This window comes from Nostoc sp. (genome assembly GCF_036919895.1).
GTDB lineage: Bacteria > Cyanobacteriota > Cyanobacteriia > Cyanobacteriales > Nostocaceae > Nostoc.
Genome location: NZ_JBALBW010000060.1, coordinates 96,044 through 121,723, shown reverse-complemented (window position 1 = coordinate 121,723; position 25,680 = coordinate 96,044). Strand labels below are relative to the sequence as shown.

Annotated in this window: 14 protein-coding genes and 2 pseudogenes; 14 read left to right on the top strand and 2 right to left on the bottom strand. The window is 42.8% G+C overall.

Annotated features, from left to right (window positions below; genetic code table 11):
• Window positions 1-239: 239 nt before the first annotated feature.
• The 6 genes from V7K55_RS11360 to V7K55_RS11335 all read left to right on the top strand — a co-directional run bounded on the left by V7K55_RS11360 (window position 240) and on the right by V7K55_RS11335 (window position 4,690).
• Window positions 240-842 carry a BRO-N domain-containing protein gene (locus V7K55_RS11360; protein ID WP_334831251.1) on the top strand — a complete coding sequence of 201 codons (603 nt, stop codon included), beginning with the start codon at window positions 240-242 and terminating at the stop codon, window positions 840-842.
• Window positions 843-1,189: 347 nt separating this feature from the next.
• Window positions 1,190-1,522, top strand: coding sequence for a hypothetical protein (locus V7K55_RS11355; RefSeq protein WP_334831218.1), 333 nt, complete (start codon window positions 1,190-1,192; stop codon window positions 1,520-1,522).
• A gap of 114 nt (window positions 1,523-1,636) precedes the next feature.
• Window positions 1,637-1,930 carry a hypothetical protein gene (locus tag V7K55_RS11350; protein ID WP_334831216.1) on the top strand — a complete coding sequence of 98 codons (294 nt, stop codon included), beginning with the start codon at window positions 1,637-1,639 and terminating at the stop codon, window positions 1,928-1,930.
• Between the two features lie 127 nt (window positions 1,931-2,057).
• A complete protein-coding gene (locus V7K55_RS11345; protein WP_334831214.1) occupies window positions 2,058-2,687 on the top strand; it encodes a hypothetical protein in 630 nt (209 codons plus the stop codon).
• 680 nt (window positions 2,688-3,367) lie between these two features.
• Entirely contained in the window at window positions 3,368-4,048 is a 681-nt protein-coding gene (locus V7K55_RS11340) for a HEAT repeat domain-containing protein (protein WP_334831212.1), read from the top strand.
• A 75-nt stretch (window positions 4,049-4,123) separates the two neighbouring features.
• Window positions 4,124-4,690, top strand: a complete 567-nt coding sequence (locus V7K55_RS11335) for a phycobiliprotein lyase (RefSeq protein WP_334831210.1) — start codon at window positions 4,124-4,126, stop codon at window positions 4,688-4,690.
• A gap of 463 nt (window positions 4,691-5,153) precedes the next feature.
• Here V7K55_RS11335 and V7K55_RS11330 read toward each other — a convergent pair whose 3' ends face one another.
• The gene (locus tag V7K55_RS11330) at window positions 5,154-6,668 is read right to left on the bottom strand and encodes a site-2 protease family protein (RefSeq protein ID WP_334831249.1); all 1,515 of its coding nucleotides are present in this window, start codon (window positions 6,666-6,668) and stop codon (window positions 5,154-5,156) included.
• A gap of 177 nt (window positions 6,669-6,845) precedes the next feature.
• On the opposite strand from V7K55_RS11330, the gene V7K55_RS11325 reads away from it, so the two are divergent.
• From V7K55_RS11325 to V7K55_RS11315, 3 genes are all read left to right on the top strand, one after another.
• Window positions 6,846-7,577 carry an MBL fold metallo-hydrolase gene (locus tag V7K55_RS11325; protein WP_334831208.1) on the top strand — a complete coding sequence of 244 codons (732 nt, stop codon included), beginning with the start codon at window positions 6,846-6,848 and terminating at the stop codon, window positions 7,575-7,577.
• Between the two features lie 150 nt (window positions 7,578-7,727).
• Entirely contained in the window at window positions 7,728-14,057 is a 6,330-nt protein-coding gene (locus tag V7K55_RS11320; protein WP_334831206.1) for an ATP-binding sensor histidine kinase, read from the top strand.
• 78 nt (window positions 14,058-14,135) lie between these two features.
• On the top strand, window positions 14,136-19,541 hold the full coding sequence (locus V7K55_RS11315; protein WP_334831203.1) for a trifunctional serine/threonine-protein kinase/ATP-binding protein/sensor histidine kinase: 5,406 nt from the start codon (window positions 14,136-14,138) through the stop codon (window positions 19,539-19,541).
• A gap of 3 nt (window positions 19,542-19,544) precedes the next feature.
• Here the strand turns inward: V7K55_RS11315 and V7K55_RS11310 are convergent, their stop codons facing one another.
• Complete coding sequence (locus V7K55_RS11310; RefSeq protein WP_334831201.1) at window positions 19,545-20,240, bottom strand: Uma2 family endonuclease; 696 nt, start codon at window positions 20,238-20,240, stop codon at window positions 19,545-19,547.
• An 85-nt stretch (window positions 20,241-20,325) separates the two neighbouring features.
• Between V7K55_RS11310 and V7K55_RS27525 the strand changes: the two are divergent.
• The 5 genes and pseudogenes from V7K55_RS27525 to V7K55_RS11285 all read left to right on the top strand — a co-directional run.
• Window positions 20,326-20,690, top strand: a pseudogene (locus V7K55_RS27525) (hypothetical protein); the annotation flags it as partial.
• Between the two features lie 159 nt (window positions 20,691-20,849).
• Window positions 20,850-22,047 (top strand): annotated as a pseudogene (locus tag V7K55_RS11300) (GAF domain-containing sensor histidine kinase); the annotation flags it as partial.
• A 21-nt stretch (window positions 22,048-22,068) separates the two neighbouring features.
• Window positions 22,069-23,622, top strand: coding sequence for an ABC transporter substrate-binding protein (locus V7K55_RS11295; RefSeq protein WP_334831196.1), 1,554 nt, complete (start codon window positions 22,069-22,071; stop codon window positions 23,620-23,622).
• A gap of 153 nt (window positions 23,623-23,775) precedes the next feature.
• Window positions 23,776-23,901 (top strand): hypothetical protein, encoded by a 126-nt coding sequence (locus tag V7K55_RS11290; RefSeq protein WP_334831194.1) that lies wholly within the window; start codon window positions 23,776-23,778, stop codon window positions 23,899-23,901.
• Window positions 23,902-23,992: 91 nt separating this feature from the next.
• Window positions 23,993-25,513, top strand: a complete 1,521-nt coding sequence (locus V7K55_RS11285; protein ID WP_334831192.1) for an extracellular solute-binding protein — start codon at window positions 23,993-23,995, stop codon at window positions 25,511-25,513.
• Window positions 25,514-25,680: the final 167 nt, after the last annotated feature.

Sequence of the window (25,680 nt, the reverse complement as noted above, 5' to 3'; positions counted from 1 at the left end):
TCGTTGATTGATAAGTTTTTATTTTCTCTGTTTCAAGCAAGAATATTCAAAACCCTTACTGTACATGAATACTGTAAAAACACAGGATTGAAACTACTTATCATTCACTCACCCATAAGGAAACACCCTACTTTTTATGGTAAGGTGTGGTATTTGCTTATGGGTTGTAAATCGCGTCAGAACTGTGTTAATCAACCTCGACATCTACGGTGTTATCGTCCTCGTCTACAAAATATTGAATCTCTTATAGCGGGAAATACCAAGTATCAAACGACATCCGCTTTGTAGGCACTGCTGATGAGCCTTGGTGGGTGGCTGCTGATATCTGCAAGGTGTTGGATATCCAGAATGTCAGACAGAACATGATAAAGCTTGATGATGATGAAAAGGGTGTATGTACTATAGACACCCTTGGTGGTAAACAAGAAGTTTCTATTATTAACGAATCTGGCTTATACTCTCTAGTTCTAACCAGCCGTAAACCACAAGCCAAGCGCTTTAAGAAGTGGCTTACATCAGAAGTCATACCAGCAATTCGTAAGACGGGGGTTTATTCCACCAATGCAATGCCGTCATTGCCCACTGACAAGGGACTGCAAATAGCCAAGCTGAGGGAACAAAGGACAGCACTGGAAGGAAAACTTAAAGCATTAGAGTCACAAGTTGCAGATACACGTCAGCAATGGGCAGTCCTGACACAACAGGAAGCAGCATTATGCAACTCATATATAGTGCAAAACAAAGCTATAGCAGATGAGGTGATGAGGTGTGAGGCGATAGTCAAGCAAGCAAAGCAACTCAATCCTTTTATCTCGTTAAAACAAAGAGAGGATAACCCATAACTTCAAAGTGCTACTTCAAAGTAACACTCCAGGTAGCACTAAAAGTGTTAGTCGGAATAATATGCGGGATAGCACTCTAGATAGCACTTTAAATGTTACTTCAGCATAGCACTTTGAAATTACACATATATATCTCTGTTTTTTATTCCTAACCACAGATATCTACAAGAAAGTATTTTATTGAGTCACAGTAAACGTTTTGGGCTATTTTCTTATTTATCTGTTATAAATAGTTGACATCTTATTATTTACCTGTTACAAATAAGAAAAGCAAGCAACGGCAAGGGATTCAGAGATTCATCGACTCCATAGCGCTGTTGATGCCCTACATCCACAAAAAGGAGACTATGACACCTAGAGGTATGCCAAAGGAAGGTACACGCAAGCCAGGGGGCGGTAGGAAAAAGAAGTACGCAGGGGAAGTGATGCAAAAGTATGTCCCAGTTTCTATTTCCGATAAGTTAGACGACATCTATCAACTTTTAATTGACCTAGAGAAAGAGGTTAGTGCATGGGAAAAAATCTGTGAAGTAAAAAGTACTTCACCACGTTATGAGCAAGCACGTAAGCTAGTTTCAACGCTTAGATTACTTCTGAACAGACTAGGGATTGATGCCAGCAGTATTTATGCACAAGACGGCGAAAACAACAAACAGGAGAATGAAACAAAAGTCAGTTAATAGGGCGGTTCGTCAGTTTCAATGACAATAAAATGCGCCACCGAATGAGCTTCCAACTCAGACAGTGACGACTTCCATCTCACGTACCATTAATACGAAAGGATATCAACTATTATGACCGCTAACCAAGTTAAAGCCTATCCATCCACAGCAATGATTCCCGTACCACGTTTCAAATTAGGGGAATTAGTTAGCTGGAATAATCCTGACCAGGAAACCGATTCACATGACGGTGTTGTTATTCAGCAAAACTACCGTATTGACCATAACGGTGGTAAATGGGAGTTCACTATGGCTATTACTGTTTCTAAAAGGAATGGGTCAATAATCGATTTTTACACGGGTGAAGTTGCTTTTGATATTGAGGAAAGTGCAATGATTCACAATGATTTACTAACCGACGACTAATAGGGTATATACCCTCGAATTGAAAGTGTTAGTTCAAAGTAACACTCTGGACTAACACTCAATATTTTACTACTAACACTCAAAATGTTAGTACAGAGTAGCACTTTTACTTTTAAGGTATACACCAATGGCAGATACAATCTTTAACCAAACACTTGCACTCTCACTATATGAGTCTGATGACTTGTACCCCATTGACTTTGATGACGCTTGGCGGTGGATAGGATGGGGACAAAAACAGACGGCTAAAGATACCCTTAAAAACAACTTTGTTGACAATGAGGACTTTATAGGGGCAGGTATGAAAAGTAATGGTGGTAGACCTTCTGAGGTTTTATTGCTTAGTGTTGAGTGCTTTAAAATGTTGGGAATGATAGCAGGTACAGAACAAGGTAAAGCTATCCGCAAGTACTTTATTGAATGTGAACGTATTGCCAAGCAAGCAACCTCCAATTCATTAAACAACGCTCTAAAGCTACCATCTGCTACAGATGAGGAAATCATGCAACTACAACAAGATGAGTCAGTTGTCACCAAGCGTATTGACTTACTCAAGGAAGAGTTAATTGAACTTGAATACAAAAGGGAAGAATTTAGGGTAAGGAAGGCTCGTCTTTACGTACAAAAGTATGCAGCAGTAATAGAGGAAGGTGAACGATGCAAACAAATAATTGCTAATGCCCCGGCACACATAAACAACCCATTTGCATTAAAACAAACCAAGATGACAGCATTTAAAAAGGGTGACAAGACATAGTACACACAAAATGTAGGACAGTGGGAAGTCTTCCTGTTGGCTGAGTCGTCTTTACTACAAAAAAAAAGAGGATACACCACAACCGGATGCACCCTCTGAACCTACTACTAAAAAGGCTGGTAGACCACCAAAAGCAACCACTACGGACTAACTTTAGTCTCCACCCTTACGAGTCGTTCCCTGACCTCACTTAAGTCATCCTTAAGACCGCCCAGCACTGGAAAGTCTGTTATGCAGAAATGTATACGAGAGTTCGAATCTCTCCCTCTCCGTTTTCAAACCTAGTCTAAATATATAGTTTGAACCAGACTTCTACAAATAGTCTGGTTAAATAAATAGCCGGATATTGCCAAATATATTCTTAAAATTGCTTTGAAAGTGCTTTCGTGTAACTGTTCTCTTCAGCAAGCTACGCGCGGCTTTCCCCAAAAAGGTATCGGACAAACCAAACCAGGCAGTTTTAAGCCTTGCTTCTATATTTAGCCCACTATACCAGTGGTTTACACAGGATTAACGATACCTATTAGTAGCCGCACAATCTAGCGGGAGGTAACATTTGTTTATTTTTCATTCATAATTGAGCCATTTTGTAAAGTCGCCAAACTCCTACTTCACTAAGGTGACAGCCTGATGAAAGGATCGGGTAAATTAAGATAAGTAAAGAAAATGCTTTGAACTCAATGACATCTCTCAGCTTAGAAGAAATTTCTACTCAGTTAGAAAGTCCGAACTTACGCGATCGCATGGTAGCTCTTGCCAATCTGCGTAATGTTCCCTCTGAAGATGCAGTCCCTTTGATTAAAAAGGTACTAGACGACGAATCTTTGCAACTACGATCGATGGCAATATTTGCCCTTGGAATCAAGCCAACGCCAGAATGTTATTCAATTTTGGTCAAAATTCTCGAAAATGACCCTGATTATGGCATCCGCGCTGATGCTGCTGGTGCTTTAGGATATCTGGGCGATGCCAGAGCTTTTGAAGTGCTTTCACGGGCGTTTTATGAAGATACTGATTGGCTAGTACGCTTTAGTGCAGCCGTTTCTCTAGGTAACATTAAAGATCCCCGGGCCCGTCAACTTCTTCTTCAGGCATTGGATAGCAAAGAAGTAGTGTTGCAACAAGCTGCAATTTCTGCGCTCGGAGAAATTAAAGATATTGAGTCTGTCGATCAAATTCTGCGCTTCGCCCAATCAGATGATTGGTTAGTTAGGCAGCGTTTGGCAGAAGCTTTGGGAAATCTTCCTACTCCCAAGAGTGTCTCAGCTTTAAAATATTTAGAAAAAGACAATCATTTCAATGTTGCTGAGGCAGCCAGAATTGGCCTCAAGAAGCTTGAAGAAATAGGCAATCAAGCTTAATAATATTAGAGCCTCCTACTACCTTTTAATAATTAAGTGGGAATTTTAGCATTTTGATGCAGGGTAATTTGATTCATGAATATTGAAGAGTTTTTTCAGTTAAGTGCTGGTAAATGGTTTTCTCATCGAACTAGTCAACATTTGGCTTTCAATGAATCTGAAAATAGTAAGTCAGACATCATCATTGAGACGCTGGCAGTAGATCATCCAGAAGCGATAAAACTGTGTCAACAGTACGAAGTTAATCCTAGTTCCGCCTCCTGTGCAATCAAAATTAACTGGAATGGCACAATGGAAAAGGAGCAATCAAAACATAGTGGTTCAACTGTGTTAGTTTCAGTACCTGATGCAGATGATCGGGGACAAGGTAAGTTACTGCGGGAAATAGTTGATACTCAGAAAACTCCAGTTGCTGGACACTATAAATTTGACAGTGATGGTGCTTTGATTCTAACTATAGAAGATGAAAACATCAGGTCAGAGGAGCGCCTGTGGTTTGCTAGCCCCAATTTGCGAATGCGGGTAAATGTCCTGAAAAGTTTTGGTGGATTTAGTATTACTTCCTTCACTTCTGAGATTCGTATGGGTGGTTTTCCACCTGCTGCGAAGGCTTCCGAGGCGACTAATTCAGTATCGAGTTAGTTGTAATTCCCACTGCTTATCGCCGATTTACGCAAAACTATACGCGTTCAGGGGCAATTCATGGATTGTCCCTACCTAAAAATCAGGGTTTAGTTAAATTGTGTCCTGGCTAGTAATTGTTTCCATATTGAAGCATGGGATGCTCTAAAAAACTAGTTAACATTGAACCTGGAAATTATTAAAGAAGAATTCAGAAGTCAGGATTCAGAATGGGCTAAATGCCCCGCTAACGCTAACAGAACAAATCAGTGGTGGGACTGAATCTCCCACGGGAGCAATGCGAAAATGTGAGATCGGATTTTATCTCTCAATTACCAGGGCTTATTCCCAATAAACCGAGGTCGAAGTTCCCTGTTTTTGCCTTTTCTAAGTAGCGATCGCTAAGAATTTAGGTAATTTATATTACCTATTTTTTGTACCTCACAAAATCGCATTGCTCCCATCTCCCACTCCGTTGATATTTTTAAATTTGCAAAAAGCTAGCGATCGCTTGCGGTAATGGCAAAATAATTACAATCAACAAAGCCATTGCCAGTAATCCCCCAATATCGCGTTTGTTATCCAGTTCAGTCACATCATTCAGTGCCGGCTCATCAATCAACGGCATAAATAATAAGATAATCGCCCACATCAAAAATTCTTCCCGAACTAAGGAAAGTAATAGCAAGAGGACACGAGCAACTTGACCAATAACGATCGCAGTTCGTTGTCCAAACATCGCATGGACAATATGACCTCCATCTAATTGTCCCACAGGCATTAAATTTAAAGCTGTGACAATTAGTCCCAAAAAACCAGCTACTGCAACTGGATGCAAATCAAGGGCTGATTTTGCCGTTAGCTGACTTCCCAAGGCTAGCTTGGAGAGTAGCGCTAGTAAGATTGAATACTTCGGATTCAGGGCATCAGGATTCAAAAGTTGGGTTTTTTCAGTTAGAGAAACTATATCAGAATGAGCCAAGCCCCATATTAGTAATGGCAAGGTGGCGACAAAGCCTGCAATTGGGCCAGCGATACTAATGTCAAATAAAGCTTTGCGGTTAGGAATGGGACTACGCATCTGAATAAATGCACCAAAAGTTCCCAAGAAGAAAGGTACGGGAATAAAGTAAGGTAAGGTGGAGCGAATCTTGTAGGATTTAGCTGTCAAATAATGCCCAAGTTCGTGAATGCCCAAAATAGTCATCAGTCCTAAAGCATAAGGTAATCCTTTAAATAGGACATCTGGGTTAGATAGAACTTTGAACAAAGAGCTAATTTCCCAAAGAGGCGGAAGAGAAACACCAGCAATTTCTATTCCCACCAAGGTAGTAGTTATCAAAGTAGCTACTAGTAATAGAAGTGCTAATCCTGGTCGAGTTAAGCGTTCCTGGTCGCGTGCTGGTGTATTTTTATCTTTAGCAGCTTGAGTGTTGGGAACCAGCACAAAGAAAGGTTTGCCATTGAAACCTTCTTGAAAAATCAGCAGGAAGCGATCGCCAAATTGTGCTTCAATATTAGTCTTAATCTGCTGGTAAGCGTTGCTGGCTTTAGTTCGCAATTGACCACGGCAAATTACGGACTGTGGTCGATACTCAATATTCTGAACGTAGTATACAGACCAAGGAAAACAATTTCGTAGTTGGGTTTCTTCCGTTGGCTCAATGGGACGCACTATTGGTTCTGCGGTAGGCTGGATAGTCGGCTGTGATTCTGAGGCTTGGGCTTGGGTCTGTGTATCTGTTGGCACTCTCCGCCCCCATTGAAACAAGATCCAGTACAACAGTGTGCAGACAAATAACGACGAGATGAACAGCGCTGGTGGTGGAGGTAGTTTAGTTCCGTAGATTAACGTCCATCCACTCAACAGCAATGCTGGTGCCATTAAAACTAGCCATAACAACCATACTGGTGTGCGGGTGATGTTAGCGACGCTTTGCTGCACCATTAGATAAGTAGCTAGCCCCAGTAGGAGGAGAAACAAAAACCAAAATCCCATATTATCTTCAGTAATTTTGACAAAACACCCTACCAGTAGCTTTAGCACCATAGCATTAACTACAAAGTAGACCTCAAACCCCAATTTTTTTACGAGCAGTTAACAGTGCTATGGAATTTTTGGGAATTTCCCCACTGTAACTAGATTATCCACAACTCCTCAGTCGGTTCTTTTATTATGTGCCTTTTACCTCAACACCCAAGTCATACAACTAAGCCACCACGGGCTGTATTCACTGACGAAGTTCCTAGCGGAAGTTCTCTGCAATCGGAATTCGCACAAGAGAGCATTTTTGCTTTTCCACCCAATCGGGACACATTAGGAGGAACCTCTTATTTCATTGTAAGAAATGAAGGTAATATCCTTATAGATTGCCCTGCCTTAGAGCGAACAAATCAAGATTTTTTAGCCGCGCATGGAGGCGTGCGTTGGTTATTTCTCACCCATCGCGGCGCTATTGGCAAGACTACTGAGTTTCAGCAGACCTTTGGCTGCGAGGTACTGATGCAAGAACAAGAAGCTTATTTATTACCAGGCTTAACCGTAACTACCTTTAGTCAGGAATTCACTCTTGATGCTGCAACACAAGTAATTTGGACACCAGGTCATTCTCCCGGCTCATCTTGCCTCTACTACAATCAGCTTGGAGGTATATTGTTTTCTGGTCGCCATTTAGTCCCGAATCAGAAGGGTGAGCCAGTACCATTACGCACAGCTAAAACCTTTCACTGGCCAAGGCAAATTCAGAGTCTTCGATTATTATTAGAACGTTTTACACCAGAAACTCTCCAGTACATTTGTCCTGGAGCTAATACAGGCTTTCTCAGAGGCAAACGTGTCATCGAGCAAGCTTATCAACACCTCGCCTATCTAGATTTACCAGCTTTGCTAGTGATACAGCCCATTTAGGGGCAGGGGGAGTAGGGAAAAAGAACTATTGATATTACCCACGCCCAATGCCCAATGCCCAATGCCCAATGCAATTTTTCTAACGTTTGTTAACCAAGATATTGTCCTGGGAATTATAACGCTAGTATACAGAGATTTTCGTAGAAGTTTATGAGCGCAAAAAATGATGGAGCTTTAAGGATCGCTGGGTATCGAACCATAGAACAACTTTATTCAGGTTCTCGTACCCAAGTGTATCGGGCAGTTCGAGAATGCGATACCTTCTCTGCGAGACGCTACGCGAACGGTGGGCTTCGCCAACGCCTACCAGTTGTCATCAAGCTCTTAAAACGAGAATACCCCAGTTTTAGCGAATTAGTCCAGTTTCGCAACCAATATGCGATCGCTAAAAACTTAGATATTCCCGGCATTATCAAACCCTACAGCCTGGAAGCCTATCGCAACGGCTATGCCATAGTCATGGAAGACTTTGGTGGCATTTCTTTGCGGCAATTTACCCAAGAAAAACCACTAACTTTAGAGCAATTTTTTGCTATTGCTCTACAACTAATAGATACGCTGCAACAGTTACATCAACAGCGTGTCATTCACAAAGATATTAAGCCAGCCAACATATTAATTCACCCTGACAGCAAACAAATCAAGCTGATTGACTTTAGTATTGCCTCACTTTTACCACGGGAAACTCCAGAAATCCAAAGTCCCAACGGACTGGAGGGAACACTAGCCTATCTGTCGCCGGAGCAAACCGGACGGATGAATAGAGGTATTGACTACCGCAGCGATTTCTATGCGTTGGGTGTGACTTTTTTTGAATTACTAAGCGGACAACTGCCCTTTGAATCCCAAGATCCGATGGAATTGGTGCATTGTCACATTGCAAAACTCCCACCTTTTATCTGCGATTTCAACCCCGATTTGCCCTTGATGCTGGGCGAGATTGTCCGCAAACTGATGGCAAAGAATGCCGAAGATCGCTATCAGAGTGCGATGGGAATTAAACATGACTTAGTGACTTGCTTAGAAGAGTGGCGAGAAACAGGCAAGCACACCTGGTTTGATTTGGGACAGCGAGATATCAGCGATCGCTTTCTCATCCCCGAAAAACTCTACGGACGCGAATCAGAAGTGCAGACGTTACTGGAGGCATTTGGCTATATTGCCAATGGTGGCTCCCAACTGATGCTGGTGGCAGGTTTCTCTGGTATTGGCAAAACCGCAGTCGTTAATGAGGTACATAAGCCGATTGTTCGGTGGAACGGTTACTTCATCAAAGGGAAATATGACCAATTCAACCGCAATATTCCTCTATCTGCTTTTGTACAAGCCTTTCGTGACCTGATGGGACAGTTGCTTAATGAAAGTGATAGTCAACTGAAGCAATGGCAGAGTAGGATTTTAGCGGCAGTTGGAGAGAATGGGCAAGTTTTGATCGAGGTGATTCCTGAACTAGAGCAGATAATCGGCAAACAGCCTGCGATCGCAGAACTATCGGGTGGTGCAGCACAGAACCGTTTCAATTTGCTGTTCCAAAAGTTTATTCAGGTGTTCACAACCAGAGAGCATCCGTTGGTGATGTTTGTCGATGACTTACAGTGGGCAGATTCGGCATCGCTCAATTTGCTGAAGCTGTTGATGGGCCAAAGTGATAGCGGCTATCTATTCATTATTGGCGCATACCGCGATAACGAGGTATTTGTAGCTCATCCACTGATGTTGACAATAAATGAAATTGAAAAAGCATCCTCCTGTGTAAGTACTTTAACCCTAGCTCCCTTGAGTCAAGCAGATGTCAACCATTTAATCGCCGACTCTCTCAGCTGCACAACAGAACAAGCATTGCCGTTGACAGAGTTGGTTTATCAAAAAGCCAAAGGCAATCCCTTTTTCACGACTCAGTTTCTAAAAGCGCTGTATGAGGATGGGCTGATTACCTTTGATTGGGAGGTAGGTTTTTGGCAGTATGATGTGTCGCAAGTGCGATCGCTCACTCTCACTGATGATGTGGTGGAATTTATGGCCCTACAACTTCAGAAGTTGCCCGACATCACTCAAGATGTTTTGAAACTAGCAGCCTGTATTGGCAATCAGTTTGATTTAGCAACATTGGCGATCGTTTCTGAAAAGTCGCAGACTCAAACCGCTTCGGACTTGTGGAAAGCATTGCAAGAAGGATTTATCATTCCAACTAGTGAAGTCTACAAGTTTTATCAAACTGAAGCTTCAGCCGCCACTATCCAAACCTCAACACAGAAGGTTGACACCTGTGTTTACAAATTTTTACACGATCGCGTCCAGCAAGCTGCCTATTCCTTCATCGCAGAGGAGCAAAAACAGGCAACTCACCTAAAAATTGGGCAGTTACTCTTGAGTAACATCCCCGAAAGCAATCGGGAAGAACGTATTTTTGAAATAGTTAGTCAACTCAATGTTGCAGTTGAGTTGATTGCCCAACCAGCAGAACGTCAAGCATTGGCGCAATTTAACTTGATGGCAAGTCGCAAAGCAAAAGCTGCAACCGCCTATGCTGCTGCTTGCAAATATGCCCAGGTGGGTATAGGGTTACTGTCCCAAAACAGTTGGCAGCATCAGTATGAGTTAACTCTAGCACTCCATCAAGTCGCTACAGAAGCCGCTTATCTGAGCGGTGATTTAGAACAGATGGTAGCCTTTGCCAACCTAATCCTAAATCACGCCAAAACTCCATTAGATCAAATCAGCGTCTATGAGGTGAAGATTGAGGCATTCACCGCCCAGGGTGAATTTACCCAAGCGATCGCGGCAGCACTTACCATTTTAAAGCAATTAGGAGTGGAACTGCCCATAGCGCCAACTCAGGACGATATGGACGCTGCCTTTAGTACCGTCTCAGATGCAATTGGAGAGCGATTACCTGCTGAGTTACTCAACCTCAGCGAAGCGATGGATGCAAGCATCCTGGCAGCAGCTCGAATTTTGACATCAGTAGCACCCTGCGCTTATCTGTTCCGGCCACAGCTGTATTTACTGGTGATTTTAAAAAAGGTTTATTTGTCTGTCGTCTATGGCAATGAATCAACCTCGACTTTTAGCTATGTCTCTTATGGAATATTGATGTGTGGTGTGTTCGGAAACGTTGAATTAGGTTATGAATTCGGTCAGTTAGCCCTCGATCTACTTTCACGCTATCAAAATTCTGAATTGAAAGGGAAAACTTTATTACTAGTTTATTTGTACACAAGACATGGGAAAATGCACCTGCGTGAGACATTACAGCCCTTGCAGATTGCCTATTGTAGTTGTTTAGATGTGGGCGATTTAGCTTTCGCGGGCTACTCTGCGTATAACTACGGTTTTTATTCCTATTTTGCCGGACAGAATTTAACGCAATTAGAGCCAGAAATTGCCGGATATTGTGAAGCACTCAAGCATCTTAAGCAGAATACCAATCTCACTTATTCCCAGTTGATTCAACAAATTCTGCTCAATTTAATGGGGGATGCAGATAACGTGGTGGTATTAAGCGGTACAGCCTACAATGAACAGCATCAACTTCCATTAAATGAAGCAGCAGGCGATCGCACCGGACTAGCATTGCTGTGGATTAACAAACTGGTTGTATCTTATCTGTTTTCAGAGTTTGAACAAGCTGTACAAGAAGCTGGACAGGCAAGACAGTATTTGGATGCTATCCTGGCTTTTTTCTATGTACCAATCTTTCATTTTTATGAGTCTTTAGCCCAAATAGCATGGTTTGGGCAACTTTCAACCCCAGAACAGCAGCAAATAAAAGAATGCATCGCTGCCAATCAAGAAAAACTCAAATACTGGGCAACTCATGCGCCGATGAATTTCTTACACAAGTTTCATCTAGTGGAGGCGGAACGAGAGCGAGTCCAAGGCAACAAAGCCGAGGCAATAGATTTGTACGATCGCGCGATCGCTCTTGCTAAAGAACACGGTTATATCCAAGAAGAAGCACTTGCCAATGAGCTAGCCGCTAAATTTTACCTCAACTGGGGCAAAGAACGGGTAGCTGGGGAATATATGACCCAAGCCTACTACGGCTATGCTCGCTGGGGTGCAAAAGCCAAAGTCGCCGATCTGGAAAAACGTTATCCCCAACTACTCGTCCCCATTCTCCAGCAAACCCGTTCTCCTCTCTCAACTAACGAAACGATCTTCGCCTTGGAGAGTGTCACCTCCACCAGTTCCGCCACTTCTAGCAGTAGTAGCATCTCTGTTGCTTTAGATTTAGCTACCATTCTCAAAGCTTCTCAAACCCTTTCTGGCGAAATCGAACTCGAAAAACTGCTCTCGGTATTGCTGCATATCGTCATTGAAAATGCCGGAGCCGATAAGTGTGTGTTCATCCTTTTGGAGTCAGATCGTTTGCTAATTCAGGCCACAGCAGAGCTTTCTCTCAATGTCAACGTCAATTTTTACTCAATGTTGCTCAACCCGCAACCCATCGAAGACTCTGTTGATGTGTCGATTGGCTTAATTAATACCGTCAAACGCAGTTTAAAACCTGCGGTAATTATGAATGCTACGGTGCATCCGCAATTAATTAATGATGCGTATATTCAGCAACAACAAGTCAAAAGTATCTTATGTAGCCCGATTTTGCATCAAGGTAAATTGCTAGGAATATTGTATCTGGAAAATAATTTGGTAACTGGAGCCTTTACAAGCGATCGCGTCGAACTGCTGAACTTAATTTGCGCTCAAGCCGCAATTTCTCTAGAAAATGCCCGACTTTATCGAAATTCCCAGAACTATGCTCAACAGTTGAAACAATCTCTAGCGAAATTACAGGCTAGTGAAACCCGCTTCCAAAATTTGGCGAATAATATTCCTGGTATGGTGTACCAATTCCGTCTAGCCCCCGACGGTTCCACTTCCACACCCTACGTTAGTTCTGGCTGTTTCGATTTGTATGGGTTAGCGCCAGAGTTGGTGATGACAGGGACGCATAGCCTTTACGAAATGAATCATCCTGACGATCGCGCAGCTATTGAAAAAGCGATCGGCTACTCAGCCCAAACTCTCACGCCATTTGAGATAGAATGTCGCATTATCTTGCCTTCAGAAACCGTGAAATGGGTTCGATCTACTGCTCGCCCAGAGCCACAAGCCGATGGCGCAATCATCTGGGATGGGGTGATGATTGATATTAGCAATGGCAAACAGGCTGAAGAATCTCTAGCCAAAGAACGAGAGTTTTTGAATGCGATCATTCACAATATTATTGATGGGATTGTTGTTTGTGATGCTAGTGGCAAATTGACTTTATTTAACAAAGCAACTCGTGACTTTCATGGCTTACCAGTAGAATCATTACCAGCAGAACAGTGGACAGAACATTTCGATCTCTATCAACCAGATGGGCAAACACCTCTATCAACCACAGAAATTCCATTGTTTCGCGCCTTGCAAGGGCAAATAGTCGAAAATGCTGAAATGGTAATTGCACCGAAGCATGGTTCTAAGAGAATTTTGTTAGCTAGCGGACAAGCAATCTTCGATTCTTCGGGTAACAAACTCGGTGCAGTCGTTGTGATGCGAGATATTAGCGAAAGGGCGCGGCTTGAATCCGAACGCAAACTTGCTGAACTTGCCTTGCAGCAGAAATCACAAGATTTGCAACAAGCCTTGATCGATTTACAACACGCTCAATTACAAATTATTCAAAATGAAAAAATGTCGGCACTGGGCAACTTAGTTGCTGGTGTGGCTCATGAAATGAATAATCCCCTCGGTTTTATTGCTGCCAGTCTCAAACAAGCTAAACCCACCATCGCTGATATTGTTGACCACTTAAAACTTTATCAACAAAGCTTGCCTAACATGAGTGATGAAATTAGAGATCATGCCGAAGAAATCGACTTGGATTATAGCTTAGAAGATTTACCCAAGATCATTGATTCCATGACTATGGCGTGCGACAGGCTAAAAAACATCAGCACTAGTTTGAGAACTTTCTCTCGTGCCGATCAAGACTACAAAGTGCCCTTCAATATCCACCAAGGAATCGATAGCACAATTTTAATTTTGAAACATCGTCTGAAGGGCAATGAACAACGTCCTGCTATTGAAGTTATCACCAACTACGATAATTTACCTCAATTAGAATGTTTTCCTGGACAACTAAATCAGGTATTTATGAATATAATTGCTAATGCAATTGATGCCTTAGATGAGTCTAATTTAGGACATAAGTTTGAGGAAATTCAAGCCAATATTAACAGAATTTTAATTAAGACTTCGATAGAAAATAACACTATAAAAATTGCTATAAGTGATAACGGCAAGGGTATTAAAGAAGAGGTTAAAAATAAAATCTTTGACCATTTATTCACGACAAAATCTGTCGGTAAAGGCACAGGTTTAGGATTAGCGATCGCACGGCAAATTGTCGAATCAACTCACAGTGGTAAATTAAGTTGTAACTCGGTTTTGGGTGAGGGTACAGAATTTATCATTGAAATCCCGGTATAATTTTTAGCTCTCATTGTTAAACAGCTTCAGATATTTGGGAATACTAAATCTGGAAATCTTCAGGATTTAGCAATATATATGGTTAGCACTCTTGTCAATATTCCCGGATATCACATCAGTGAGGAACTCTACAATGGTTCCAGAACCCTAGTTTATCGGGGGTATCGAGAGACTGACTCATTACCTGTAGTCATTAAACTGCTAAAGAATCCATATCCAAGTTTTAGTGAACTAGTACAATTTCGGAATCAATACACCATAGCCAAAAATCTTAACTCACCTCTCATCATCCAAACCTATAGCCTGGAACCCTATCAAAATGTCTATGCGCTGGTGATGGAAGACTTTGGGGGGATTTCTTTAAAAGATTATTTCACCTCTGAACAGAGGCAATATATCGCATTTTTACAGGAATTTTTGCAGATTGCGATCGCACTCTGCAACACCTTAGATATATTGTATCGGGAGCGGATTATACATAAAGATATTAAACCCGCCAATATTCTCATTAATCCTGAAACCAAACAAGTTAAATTAATTGACTTTAGCATTGCATCTCTGCTACCAAGAGAAACACAAACCCTCCTCAATCCGAATGTGCTGGAAGGAACGCTGGCTTATATTTCACCAGAACAAACTGGACGGATGAATCGCGGGATTGACTACCGCACTGATTTTTATTCAGTCGGTGTGACTTTTTATCAATTACTCACTGGAAAATTACCATTTCAGTCAGAGGATGCGATGGAGTTGGTACATTGTCATCTTGCGAAAACAGCAACCTTAGTACACGAAATTAATTCAGCAATTCCATCTCTGCTCTCTGCAATTGTCAGTAAGTTGATGGCGAAAAATTCTGAAGACCGCTATCAGAGCGCATTAGGGCTAAAATATGACTTAGAAAACTGCTTGATTCAATTGAAGGAAACGGGCACAATAGAAAACTTCTCAATTGCCCAACGGGATGTGTGCGATCGCTTCATCATCCCTGATAAACTCTATGGCAGAGAAACCGAAGTAGAAACCTTACTTCAAGCATTTGAAAGAGTCAGCCTTGGCGCAACAGAAATGATGCTGGTTGCGGGGTTTTCTGGTATTGGGAAAACTGTGGTTGTCAACGAAGTTCATAAGCCTATTGTGCGACAACGCGGCTATTTTATCAAAGGGAAATTTGACCAATTTAATCGTAGTATTCCCTTCAGTGCATTTGTGCAAGCATTTCGAGATTTAATGGAGCAATTGTTAACAGAAAGCGATGCTCAAATTCAGCAATGGAAAAACAAAATTTTAGAGGCAGTTGGCGAAAATGGACAGGTAATTATTGAAGTCATCCCAGAACTAGAAACAATTATTGGTGGACAGCCAGCAGCCATAGAGTTATCAGGAACAGCGGCCCAAAATAGATTTAATTTATTGGTTCAAAAATTCACCCAAGTTTTTACCAACCCAGAACATCCATTAGTGATGTTTTTAGATGATTTGCAATGGGCAGATTCAGCATCACTAAAGTTAATACAGCTTTTAATGGCTGATACAGGTCATCTTTTATTAATTGGTGCTTACCGTGATAACGAAGTTAATCCAGCACATCCCTTAATGTTGACTTTGAGTGAGATTCAAAAAACTCAAGCAACGATTAATAAGATTACTTTAGCACCACTGAGTCAAGAGCAAGTAAATCAGCTAGTTGCTGACACATTGAAATCTCCAGAAAGTTTGGCATGGTCTCTTTCTGTATTGATTTATCAGAAAACCAAAGGGAATCCGTTTTTCACAACCCAGTTTCTCAAAGCACTGCATCAAGAAAATCTGATTCAATTTGATTTGAAGTTCGGCTGTTGGCAATTTGATATTGCCCAAGTGACAATTCAAGCGGTTACAGATGACATTGTAGCCTTTATCCCATTGCAATTAGGAAAACTACCGCCATCAACTCAACAGGTATTGCAGTTAGCTGCTTGTATTGGCAACCAGTTTGATTTAGCAACTTTGGCAATTATTTCCGAACAATCCCAAATTGAGACAGCTGCTGCTTTGTGGAAAGCATTACAATCAGGGTTGATTTTACCGATTGGTGATGTTTATAAGTTTTATATTGGGCAAGATAATCTTGTAGTTACTCAAGAAAATCAAGAGACTGTTACATACAAATTTTTACATGACCGAGTACAACAAGCGGCTTATTCCCTAATTCCCGATGAGCAAAAAACAGCAACTCATCTGCAAATTGGGCAGTTACTGCGACAAAACTTGTCCAAGATTGAGCTTGAGGAAAAACTGTTTGATATTGTCCTGCATTTGAATTTAGGACAAGAGTTAATTACTCAAGTGAGCGAACGAGAAGTACTTGCTCAACTGAACTTCAAAGCTGGAGTCAAGGCGAGAAATTCGACAGCCTACGCCGCAGCAAGAGTTTATTTCCAAACCGGGATGAAGCTATTACAGCCAGACTGCTGGCAACATCAGTATGAATTGACTCTGAATCTGTATGTTACCACTGCTGAAGCTAGCTATTTGAATGGTGACTTTGAGGAGATGGAACAGCTAACCGCAGTAGTGTTGCAAAAAGCTCAGACCATTTTAGACAAAGTTAAAATCTACGAAATTCAAATCGCTGCACAAATGGCTCAGAGCCAAATATTAGAAGCGATCGCAGTGGGAAGGGATGCACTGAGTCAATTAGGGGTAGATTTACCGGATGCAACCGATGAAGCCCAAATGGGCAAAGTGCTAGAAGAGCTTGCAAGCCTTCAAAGGGGTAACAATCCATCTGCTCTGGTTAATTTACCTAAGATGAGCGATCCCACCGCGATCGCGGCGATGCAACTATTAGGAGTGTTGTTTGCACCAGTGTTGCTGGGAATGCCCGGATTACTGCCCCTCTTGGGTGCAACGATGGTGAAGTTGTCGCTCCAGTTTGGCAATGCCCCAGCCTCGACGGTAGGATATGGGCTTCATGGCATGATCCTATGTGCCTTTTTGGGCAAAGTCGAAACAGGCTACGAGTTTGGTAGATTAGCGCTCTCGTTGCTAGAGGGGTTGAATGCTCAGTCTATGAAGTCCCTGACTTTAAACTTGTTTGGATCTTTCATCCAACATCACCAGCAAGCAGTCTTGGCAACATTACCGACACTGAAAGATGGCTACACCATTGGCATAGAAACAGGCGATTTTCTCTACGCTGGCTACAACATAGCAGGTTACGCCTGTAATGCGCTTTTCGCAGGTGTAGAGGTGGATACGTTGTCATCCGAATTGGCTGCTTACAATGCTGTCCTAGCTCAGATGAAGCAAGATTCGGCGCATATTTATTCGGATATGGTGCGGCAAACGGTGGAGCATTTGAGAGAAACTGTAAGCCAACCACATTGCTTAACTGGCACTATTTATAATGAGACGCTAATGCTGCCGAAGCACCAGCAAGATAACGATCTTACCTCGATCGCCATTGTCTACATCTACAAACTGCTGCTTGCCTACTACTTTGGCAATTATCAGGCTGCCCTCGATTACATTACCTCAGTCAAGTCCTACTTGATGGCAGTATCGGGAATGTTTTTTACTTCTATTTTCCATTTTTATGCTGCGCTAACTCATCTAGCACTCTTCCCCACCCAGCCAGATGCAGAACAAGCAAAGCTGCTTGCTATTGCCATAACTCATCAAACTGCTCTCCATCAATGGGCGCAAAATGCCCCGATGAATCATTTACATAAATGGTATCTAGTTGAGGCTGAACGTCATCGAGTTTTGGGTGAAAAAGCCGCAGCTAGTGAGTGTTACGACCAAGCCATCGCTCTTGCCAAAACACATCAATTTATCAACGAAGAAGCCTTAGCCAATGAACTAGCAGCCAAATTCTATCTAGATTGGGGCAAAAAGCGTATTGCCCAGGAATACATGATTGAAGCCTATTATGGCTATGCTCGTTGGGGTGCAAAAGCCAAAGTCGCCGACTTGGAAAAACGCTATCCTCAACTCCTCGCCTCCATCCTCCAGCAAACCCGTTCTCCTCTGTCAACTAACGAAACTATCTTCGTTTTGGGGAGTGTCACATCCACTAGTTCCCCTAGTTCCAGCAGTAGCAGCGTCTCTGTTGCTTTAGATTTAGCCGCTATTCTTAAAGCTTCCCAAACGATCTCAGGCGAAATCGAACTGGAAAAACTGCTTTCATCGTTGCTTTCTATCGTTATCAAAAATGCCGGGGCTAATAAATGCGTATTCATGCTATTGCGAGACGAACGCCTGTTAATTAAAGGGTCAATTGTTGAAGGTTCGGAGTCGGTGGTTTTGCAGCGCCTTCCGGTTGAAGAGAGCCAAGATATTCCCCTGAAGCTGATTTATAAAGTCTTGCACGACAGACAGACTGCTGTGTTGATTGATGCAACGGCCGATCTGAACTTAGTCAATGACCCCTATATCATGCGTCAGCAGCCCAAAAGTATTTTGTGTAGCCCGATTTTGCATCAAGGTAAGTTCCTGGGAATTTTATATCTAGAAAATAATTTAGTAACTGGGGCGTTTACAAGCGATCGCGTCCAACTGCTCAACTTACTCTGCGCTCAAGCAGCCATCTCCCTAGAAAATGCCCGACTTTATGAGCGATCGCAGCAATATGCTCAACAACTAGAACAGGCATTAAACAATCTGGAAAATGCCCAACTCCAAATTGTCCAAAGTGAGAAAATGTCAGCATTAGGTAACTTAGTCGCAGGGGTAGCCCACGAAATCAACAATCCCGTCGGCTGCATTATTGGCAACGTTGGTGCTGTCCAAAATTCCATCAATGACCTATTTGGACTAATTGACCTCTACAAGGAGCAATTCCCTCAACCTGGCCCGGAAATTGAAGAAGAATTAGAGACAATTGACCTGGAATATTTACGAGATGATTTACCCAACTTAATTAGAGCCATGAAAGATGGTGGCGATCGCATCAAGTCTATCAGCAAAAGCCTCCGCACCTTCTCCCGTGCCGATAGCGACCAAAAACAAACCTTCAATCTCCACGAAGGCATTGATAGCACCATCTTGATTTTACGCCATCGTCTCAAAGCCAACGAGACTCGTCCAGCCATTGAAGTTGTCACAAACTATGGTAATATCCCGGCGATTAATTGCTTTCCCGGTCAATTAAATCAGGTATTTATGAATATTCTTGCTAATGCTATTGATGCATTAGATGAATCAAATAATGGTCGGACTTTTGCAGAAATTCAAGCTAATCCTAACTGCATTACCATTCAAACATCGGTCGAAGATGAAATGGTAAAAATTACCATTACTGATAACGGTAAAGGGATGAGTGAATCGGTAAAACAAAAGATTTTTGACCACTTATTTACTACCAAAGCTGTCGGGAAAGGCACGGGGCTGGGGTTGGCGATCGCTCGACAAATCGTCGAATCAACTCACGCAGGGGCGATCGCTGTGGAATCTGCACTCAACCAAGGCACAAAATTTATAATTTCACTACCCCTATAGAAGTTACAAATTATCTGGATCGATACCTCGCTGCTGAAGACGATAACGCAAGTCTTGTAGGGCTTGCTCTGCCTGTTCTATGCGTTCATCGGGGGTAAGGAAGCGTGAGCCAGCTCGATCAAACCAAAATAACCAGTCTCGCTCCCACCCTTTATGAATCCCCGCAGCTACCCCAATTCCCAACTGCAACTCCGGTATCCAAAACTGCTCTTGTGACTGCAACACAAATTCATCATCAACCCGTTGATACACTTCAAAGGGAGCGTGATTATCCCGTTGCCAATATTCTGGATTGTAGATGACGTAATACAATACCCCTAAATCCAAATATTTGCCCATTTTAATATCGTATTCTCCACTGTATGTTTGAGAGACGATTTCGACAACTAAAATGGGTGGTGTCCAATTTTCTTCCCAAAGCACATAACTGAGTCTTCCGTTCGGCGGTCGTCGCCGTCGTTGGACACCCAAGCTTAAAAAGCCATCGGGGACAATGGATTTTCTCGGTGCAGTCGGGAGGTAGTAGATACCCATGTCTACACCAAAGAACCAATCGGTGCGATCGCTCCAAATAGCGGACAGAATAGCTAACAGTAAGTTAGGAACCAGGTTTTGTAGTTCGTTATCCACAGGAGTATCATCCGAGTCGGGGAGTTCAGCCGCCGTTGGGAGCAGAGGTAGGGGAATGGAGTATTCCATCTGATAAGTTCCCTCGCAACAATAAACCCATTTTATGATCTGGGAATACTAAATCCAGAATTGTCAAGATTTTGGTGGCAGAACAATGACTCCAGTAAGTATTCTCGGATATCAAGTAAGCGTTGAACTCTACAATGGTTCTCGCACTGTGGTTTATCGCGCAGTTCGAGAGATTGACCAAAAACCTGTAGTGATTAAACTGCTGAAAATCCTTATCCCAGTTTCTCGGAATTGGTACAATTTCGCAATCAGTATACTATTGCCAAAAATCTTAACTCACCTCTGATCATCCAAACCTATAGCCTAGAACCCTATCAAAATGGCTATGCGCTGGTGATGGAAGACTTTGGGGGGATTTCTTTAAAAGATTATTTCACCTCTGACCAGACGCGATATATCGCGTCTCTAGATGATTTTTTACGAATTGCGATCGCACTATGCAACACCTTAGCCCGGATTTCTCACCACATCTCTCAAAACCTTGTGCAGGGGAGCAGGGGAGCAGAGATATTGTACAATTTCTTTCCCCTCTGCTCCTCCGCTCCTCCGCTCCTCCGCCCCTCTTGCCACTTCTTCGCTTAAAGCTTGTGAGAAATGCGGGCTACGGCCACCGAACTCTACTCCGAACCCCTGGAAAACAACCCCAATCTCCCCGTCAAACTGATTCAATATGTCAAAAACACTCAACAAGCCGTGGTGATTAACGATTTAGAAACCGATTTACCCGTAATTGGTGATTATTTGAGACAACACCAGCCGAAAAGTGTCCTGTGTTTACCCATTCTCAATCAAGGAAATTTGGTTGGTATTTTGTATCTCAATAATCACTTAACCAGTAGTGTATTTACCAGCGATCGCATCATTATTCTCGACTTCCTCTGCACTCAAGTGGCGATTTTTCTAGAAAATGCACGGCTTTACAATCAAGTCCAGCAGACCCTCACCGACTTGCAAAATGCTCAATTACAAATAGTTCAAAGTGAAAAAATGTCGGCGCTAGGTAACTTAGTCGCTGGTGTCGCTCACGAAATCAACAATCCCGTCGGCTGTATTATTGGCAACATTGGTGCTGTCCAAAATTCCATCAATGACCTATTTGGACTAATTGACCTCTACAAGGAGCAATTCCCCCAACCTGGGACGGAGATTGAAGAGGAATTAGAGACAATCGACCTGGAATATTTACGGGATGATTTACCCAAATTAATTAGAGCCATGAAAGATGGTGGCGATCGCATCACATCCATCAGCAAGAGTCTCCGCACCTTCTCCCGTGCCGATAGCGACCAAAAACAAACCTTCACACCTCCACGAAGGCATTGATAGCACAATCTTAATTTTACGCCATCGCCTCAAAGCCAACGAGACTCGTCCAGCCATTGAAGTCGTCACCAACTATGGTAATATCCCGGCGATTAATTGCTTTCCCGGTCAATTAAATCAGGTATTTATGAATATTCTTGCTAATGCCATTGATGCCTTAGATGAATCTAATCATGGTCTAAGTTTTGCAGAAATTCAAGCTAATCCTAACTGCATTACCATTCAAACATCGGTCGAAGATGAAATGGTAAAAATTACCATTACTGATAACGGTAAAGGGATGAGTGAATCGGTAAAACAAAAGATTTTTGACCACTTATTTACTACCAAAGCTGTCGGTAAAGGCACGGGGCTGGGGTTAGCGATCGCACGGCAAATTGTTGTGGAAAAACACAGTGGTAATCTTAACTGCACTTCTGCATTGGGACAAGGAACAGAGTTTGTGATTACCTTACCAGTTAAAACTGTGGCATTGAATTTATAACAATCAAAAGGAATCACAAAAATGTCTAATTGGCAAAACTTTCGCTCTCAATGGCGGCGAATTCGCTATTGTCTCATTTTCCTAGCTGCCCTATGGTTGAGTTTAGGGATTCCAGGTTGTAGTTTGTCCCCACCCAATTCTCAAACAGCTTCATCTCCTGATTCCACCCGATTCAATCCGACTACACAACGCTTTGATGGTGTGACGATTAATGTCATTACCCATGATGGAGCGCAAAAAACGGCGACTGCGCGACATATTGCTGGGTTTGAAGCCTTGACTGGAGCAAAGGTCAATCTGACTACTGTTCCGTTTAAAGATTTGTATGACACGCTGCAAAATAACTGGTCTGGTCAGAAATCAAAGTACGATATGGCGGTTATTTTACCTCAGTGGAAAATCGACTTTGCTGATGCTGGTTATTTGGCAGATTTAAGCGATCGCACGAAGTCTGATACTGCTTTGCAATGGCAGGATATTGCTCCCCTGTTTCGGAATTTTAGCGCGATTTACAAGGGACGCACCTACACTATTCCCTTGGATGGCGACTTTCATATAATTTATTACCGCACAGATTTGTTCAAGTCAGCGGGGTTAACGCCTCCAGAAACGTGGGATGAGTATCTAGCGATCGCCCAGCGATTTCACCGCAAAGACCTGAATGGCGACGGTGAACCAGACTACGGCTCTTGTATTGAAAAGCGTCCCAAGGAATATAGTGCATCAATATTGGTCACTCCCTTTTTACAATCTCAGGGAACGGCACAAGGGGTATTTTTTGACCCGGACACAATGAAGCCCTTGGTAAACAATCCAGGATTTGCCAAGGCATTAGAGATATACAAAAAAACGATGGATTATGGAGTTCCCGACGATCAAAACCTGAGTCAGGACAAAGCAAGAGAATTATTTCTGAGTGGGAGGTGTGCTATGACCCTTGATTGGGGGGATGTAGGCACGTTGGCGATCGATCCTGCTAAGTCGAAAGTGATTAACAAAGTGGGAGCCTTTATCACTCCCGGCACAACTCAAGTTCTCGATCAAAAGACAAGTAAGCTAGTTGCTTGTGACAAGTTTACCTGTCCTTACGCCATTGATGGAGTCAATCACGCGCCTTATGCCGCTTATGGGGGATGGGTTGGTGTCGTTGCAGCCAAGACAGCACCAAGGGTGAAAGATGCCGCATACTCGTTTCTCTCCTACATGAGTCAATCGGCTCAGTCAAATATTGATGTCACACTTGGCGAAACAGGCTTCAACCCTTACCGAATTTCTCAATTTGAAAATGCAAACCCCTGGATTAAAGCCGGGATGTCACCTGAAACTGCCAACAGCTATTTAGGAGCGATCGGTGTCAGCCTGAATAGTTCCAATATGGTCTTAGATTTGACAATTAAGAACAATCAGCAATATATGGAAGTCCTCGATGCGATTCGAGCAGATTTCTTAGCGAACAAAATTACGAAAGAACAAGCAATACAACAAATTGAACAGAGATGGGAGCAAATTACTAACAAAGTGGGACGTGAGTCTCAACGCGCCGCTTACCGAGCCAGCCTTGGGCTAAACCCATAAACAGATTTGCTCACCACCAAAACCGTTGGCAATGGAATAGGATTAAGCAATTCAAAATTTAACAATTTCCCTCGTCAAATCATCGAATCAACCCAAAGTGGCAAATCCAAGTGTAATCATATACCGATTAAAACTATGAAGAGGATGTATAAAATGTCTGATTTTCCTGGTTTTTGCTCTCAGATTACTAACACAGTGGGGCGCGAGTCTCAAAAGTCCGCTTATCGGTCTAGCCTTGGTCTGAAATCTTCAGAACAAGCGCCGCTTTGCCAAACGTAAACCTCACATTGACACACTCTTAGCACCCATGATTTTTTCTTTGCAGCAACGCTTGCACTCCTGGAGGAAACTATTAAAGTATCTGCCTGTCATGCTAACAGCATTATGGATTAGCATCGCCGTTCCTGGCTGTAGCCTCTTTCAATCCAATCCCCTAACGGCTTCATCCCCTGGGCTAACACAAACAACTTCCCAGACTAAAACATCACCCGCTCAACGCTTCGACGGGGTGAAAATTAATGTTGTTACCAATCCTGGAGGACTTCATCTAAAGGCTGGGACACATATTGCTGAGTTTGAGGCATTGACTGGAGCTAAGATCGAGCTAAAGGAGGTTCCTTTTATAAATTTTCGCAAATTGTTAGAGAAGAACTGGTCTGGCAATGCTTCCGAGTACGATCTAGCTATTATTTTGCCTCAGTGGCAAATCGACTTTGCTGATGCTGGCTATATAGAAGATTTAACCGATCGCCGAAAATCCGATCCTGCTTTAGAGTGGGATGATATTGCACCCCTATTCCGAGATTTCAGCGCCAACTACAAGGGACGCACCTACGCAATTCCCTTAGATGGTGATTTTCATCTGGTTTATTACCGCAGGGATTTGTTGAAGCAAGCGGGGTTAAAGCCTCCCGAAACTTGGGATGATTATCTAGCAGTGGCTAAACAGTTTCATGGCAAAGACCTTAATGGCGATGGGAAACCAGACTACGGCTCTTGTATCGCCAAGGTTGCAAAGGAAATCAGTACAACATTCTCGATCTCATTTTTTGCTTCTTTTCTACAATCTCAGGGAACAGCCCAAGGAATGTTCTTCGATCCAGAGACAATGAAACCTCTAGTAAATAATTCCGGATTTGCTAGGGCGCTAGAACTCTACAAACAAACCGTGGAATATGGAGTTCCCGACGATAAAAATCTGAATCTAGCTACAGCTAGAAAAACATTTCTGAGCGGGCGATGTGCCATGACCCTTGACTGGGGTGATATTGGCCCCCTCGCTATTGATCAGGCGGTGTCTAGGGTGATAGATAAAGTAGGTGCTTCAATTACACCAGGGACGACTCAAGTGCTCGATCGCCGGACTAACAAACTGGTCGTCTGCGATAAGTTTACCTGTCCTTACGCCATTGAGGGTGTCAATCACGCAACCTACGCTGCCAACGGGGGCTGGGTGGGTGTGGTGGCAGCAAAATCACCACCAAAAGTAAAGGATGCTGCCTACGCATTTCTCTCTTACATGAGTCAGCCTGCTCAGTCCAATATTGATGTTACTCTTGGCAAAACGGGGATGAATCCCTACCGCATTTCGCAATTTAAAAATTCCGATCCTTGGATTAAATCAGGGATGTCGTTTGAAGCTGCCAATAACTACTTAGGGGCGATCGGTGTCAGCCTGAATAGTTCCAATATGGTTTTGGATCTGATAATTCCCCAGAATCAACAATATATCGAAACCCTTGATGCGATTCGAGCGGATTTCTTAGTGGACAAAATTACGAAAGAGGAAGCAATGCAGCAGATTGAGCAGAGATGGGAGCAGATTACCAATCAAGTGGGGCGTGAGTCTCAACGCGCCGCTTATCGGTCTAGCCTGGGGCTAACCCCATAAGCCAATAGCTTGGTTTTGTTTTGTGGAATATTTATCTGTTAAAACAGTCAGGGCAAGTAGGGGGAGAGAAAAAAGCTTAACTCAAGCGTAATAAAAAATCAATATATCTGGGAACAATAAATCTGTAAATCGTCAAGATTTGGCAGTTCAAAGCCAGAGGATAAGAA

Bases quoted from the DNA above. Each gene is read 5' to 3' on its own strand.
- V7K55_RS11320 (WP_334831206.1), top strand. From the start codon at position 7,728: ATGAGCGCAAAAAATGATGGAGCTTTAAGGATCGCTGGGTATCGAACC.
- V7K55_RS11350 (WP_334831216.1), top strand. From the start codon at position 1,637: ATGACCGCTAACCAAGTTAAAGCCTATCCATCCACAGCAATGATTCCC.
- V7K55_RS11290 (WP_334831194.1), top strand. From the start codon at position 23,776: ATGTCTGATTTTCCTGGTTTTTGCTCTCAGATTACTAACACAGTGGGG.
- V7K55_RS11345 (WP_334831214.1), top strand. From the start codon at position 2,058: ATGGCAGATACAATCTTTAACCAAACACTTGCACTCTCACTATATGAG.
- V7K55_RS11315 (WP_334831203.1), top strand. From the start codon at position 14,136: ATGGTTAGCACTCTTGTCAATATTCCCGGATATCACATCAGTGAGGAA.
- V7K55_RS11330 (WP_334831249.1), bottom strand. From the start codon at position 6,668: ATGGGATTTTGGTTTTTGTTTCTCCTCCTACTGGGGCTAGCTACTTAT.
- V7K55_RS11310 (WP_334831201.1), bottom strand. From the start codon at position 20,240: ATGGAATACTCCATTCCCCTACCTCTGCTCCCAACGGCGGCTGAACTC.
- V7K55_RS11325 (WP_334831208.1), top strand. From the start codon at position 6,846: ATGTGCCTTTTACCTCAACACCCAAGTCATACAACTAAGCCACCACGG.
- V7K55_RS11355 (WP_334831218.1), top strand. From the start codon at position 1,190: ATGACACCTAGAGGTATGCCAAAGGAAGGTACACGCAAGCCAGGGGGC.
- V7K55_RS11295 (WP_334831196.1), top strand. From the start codon at position 22,069: ATGTCTAATTGGCAAAACTTTCGCTCTCAATGGCGGCGAATTCGCTAT.
- V7K55_RS11335 (WP_334831210.1), top strand. From the start codon at position 4,124: ATGAATATTGAAGAGTTTTTTCAGTTAAGTGCTGGTAAATGGTTTTCT.
- V7K55_RS11340 (WP_334831212.1), top strand. From the start codon at position 3,368: ATGACATCTCTCAGCTTAGAAGAAATTTCTACTCAGTTAGAAAGTCCG.
- V7K55_RS11285 (WP_334831192.1), top strand. From the start codon at position 23,993: ATGCTAACAGCATTATGGATTAGCATCGCCGTTCCTGGCTGTAGCCTC.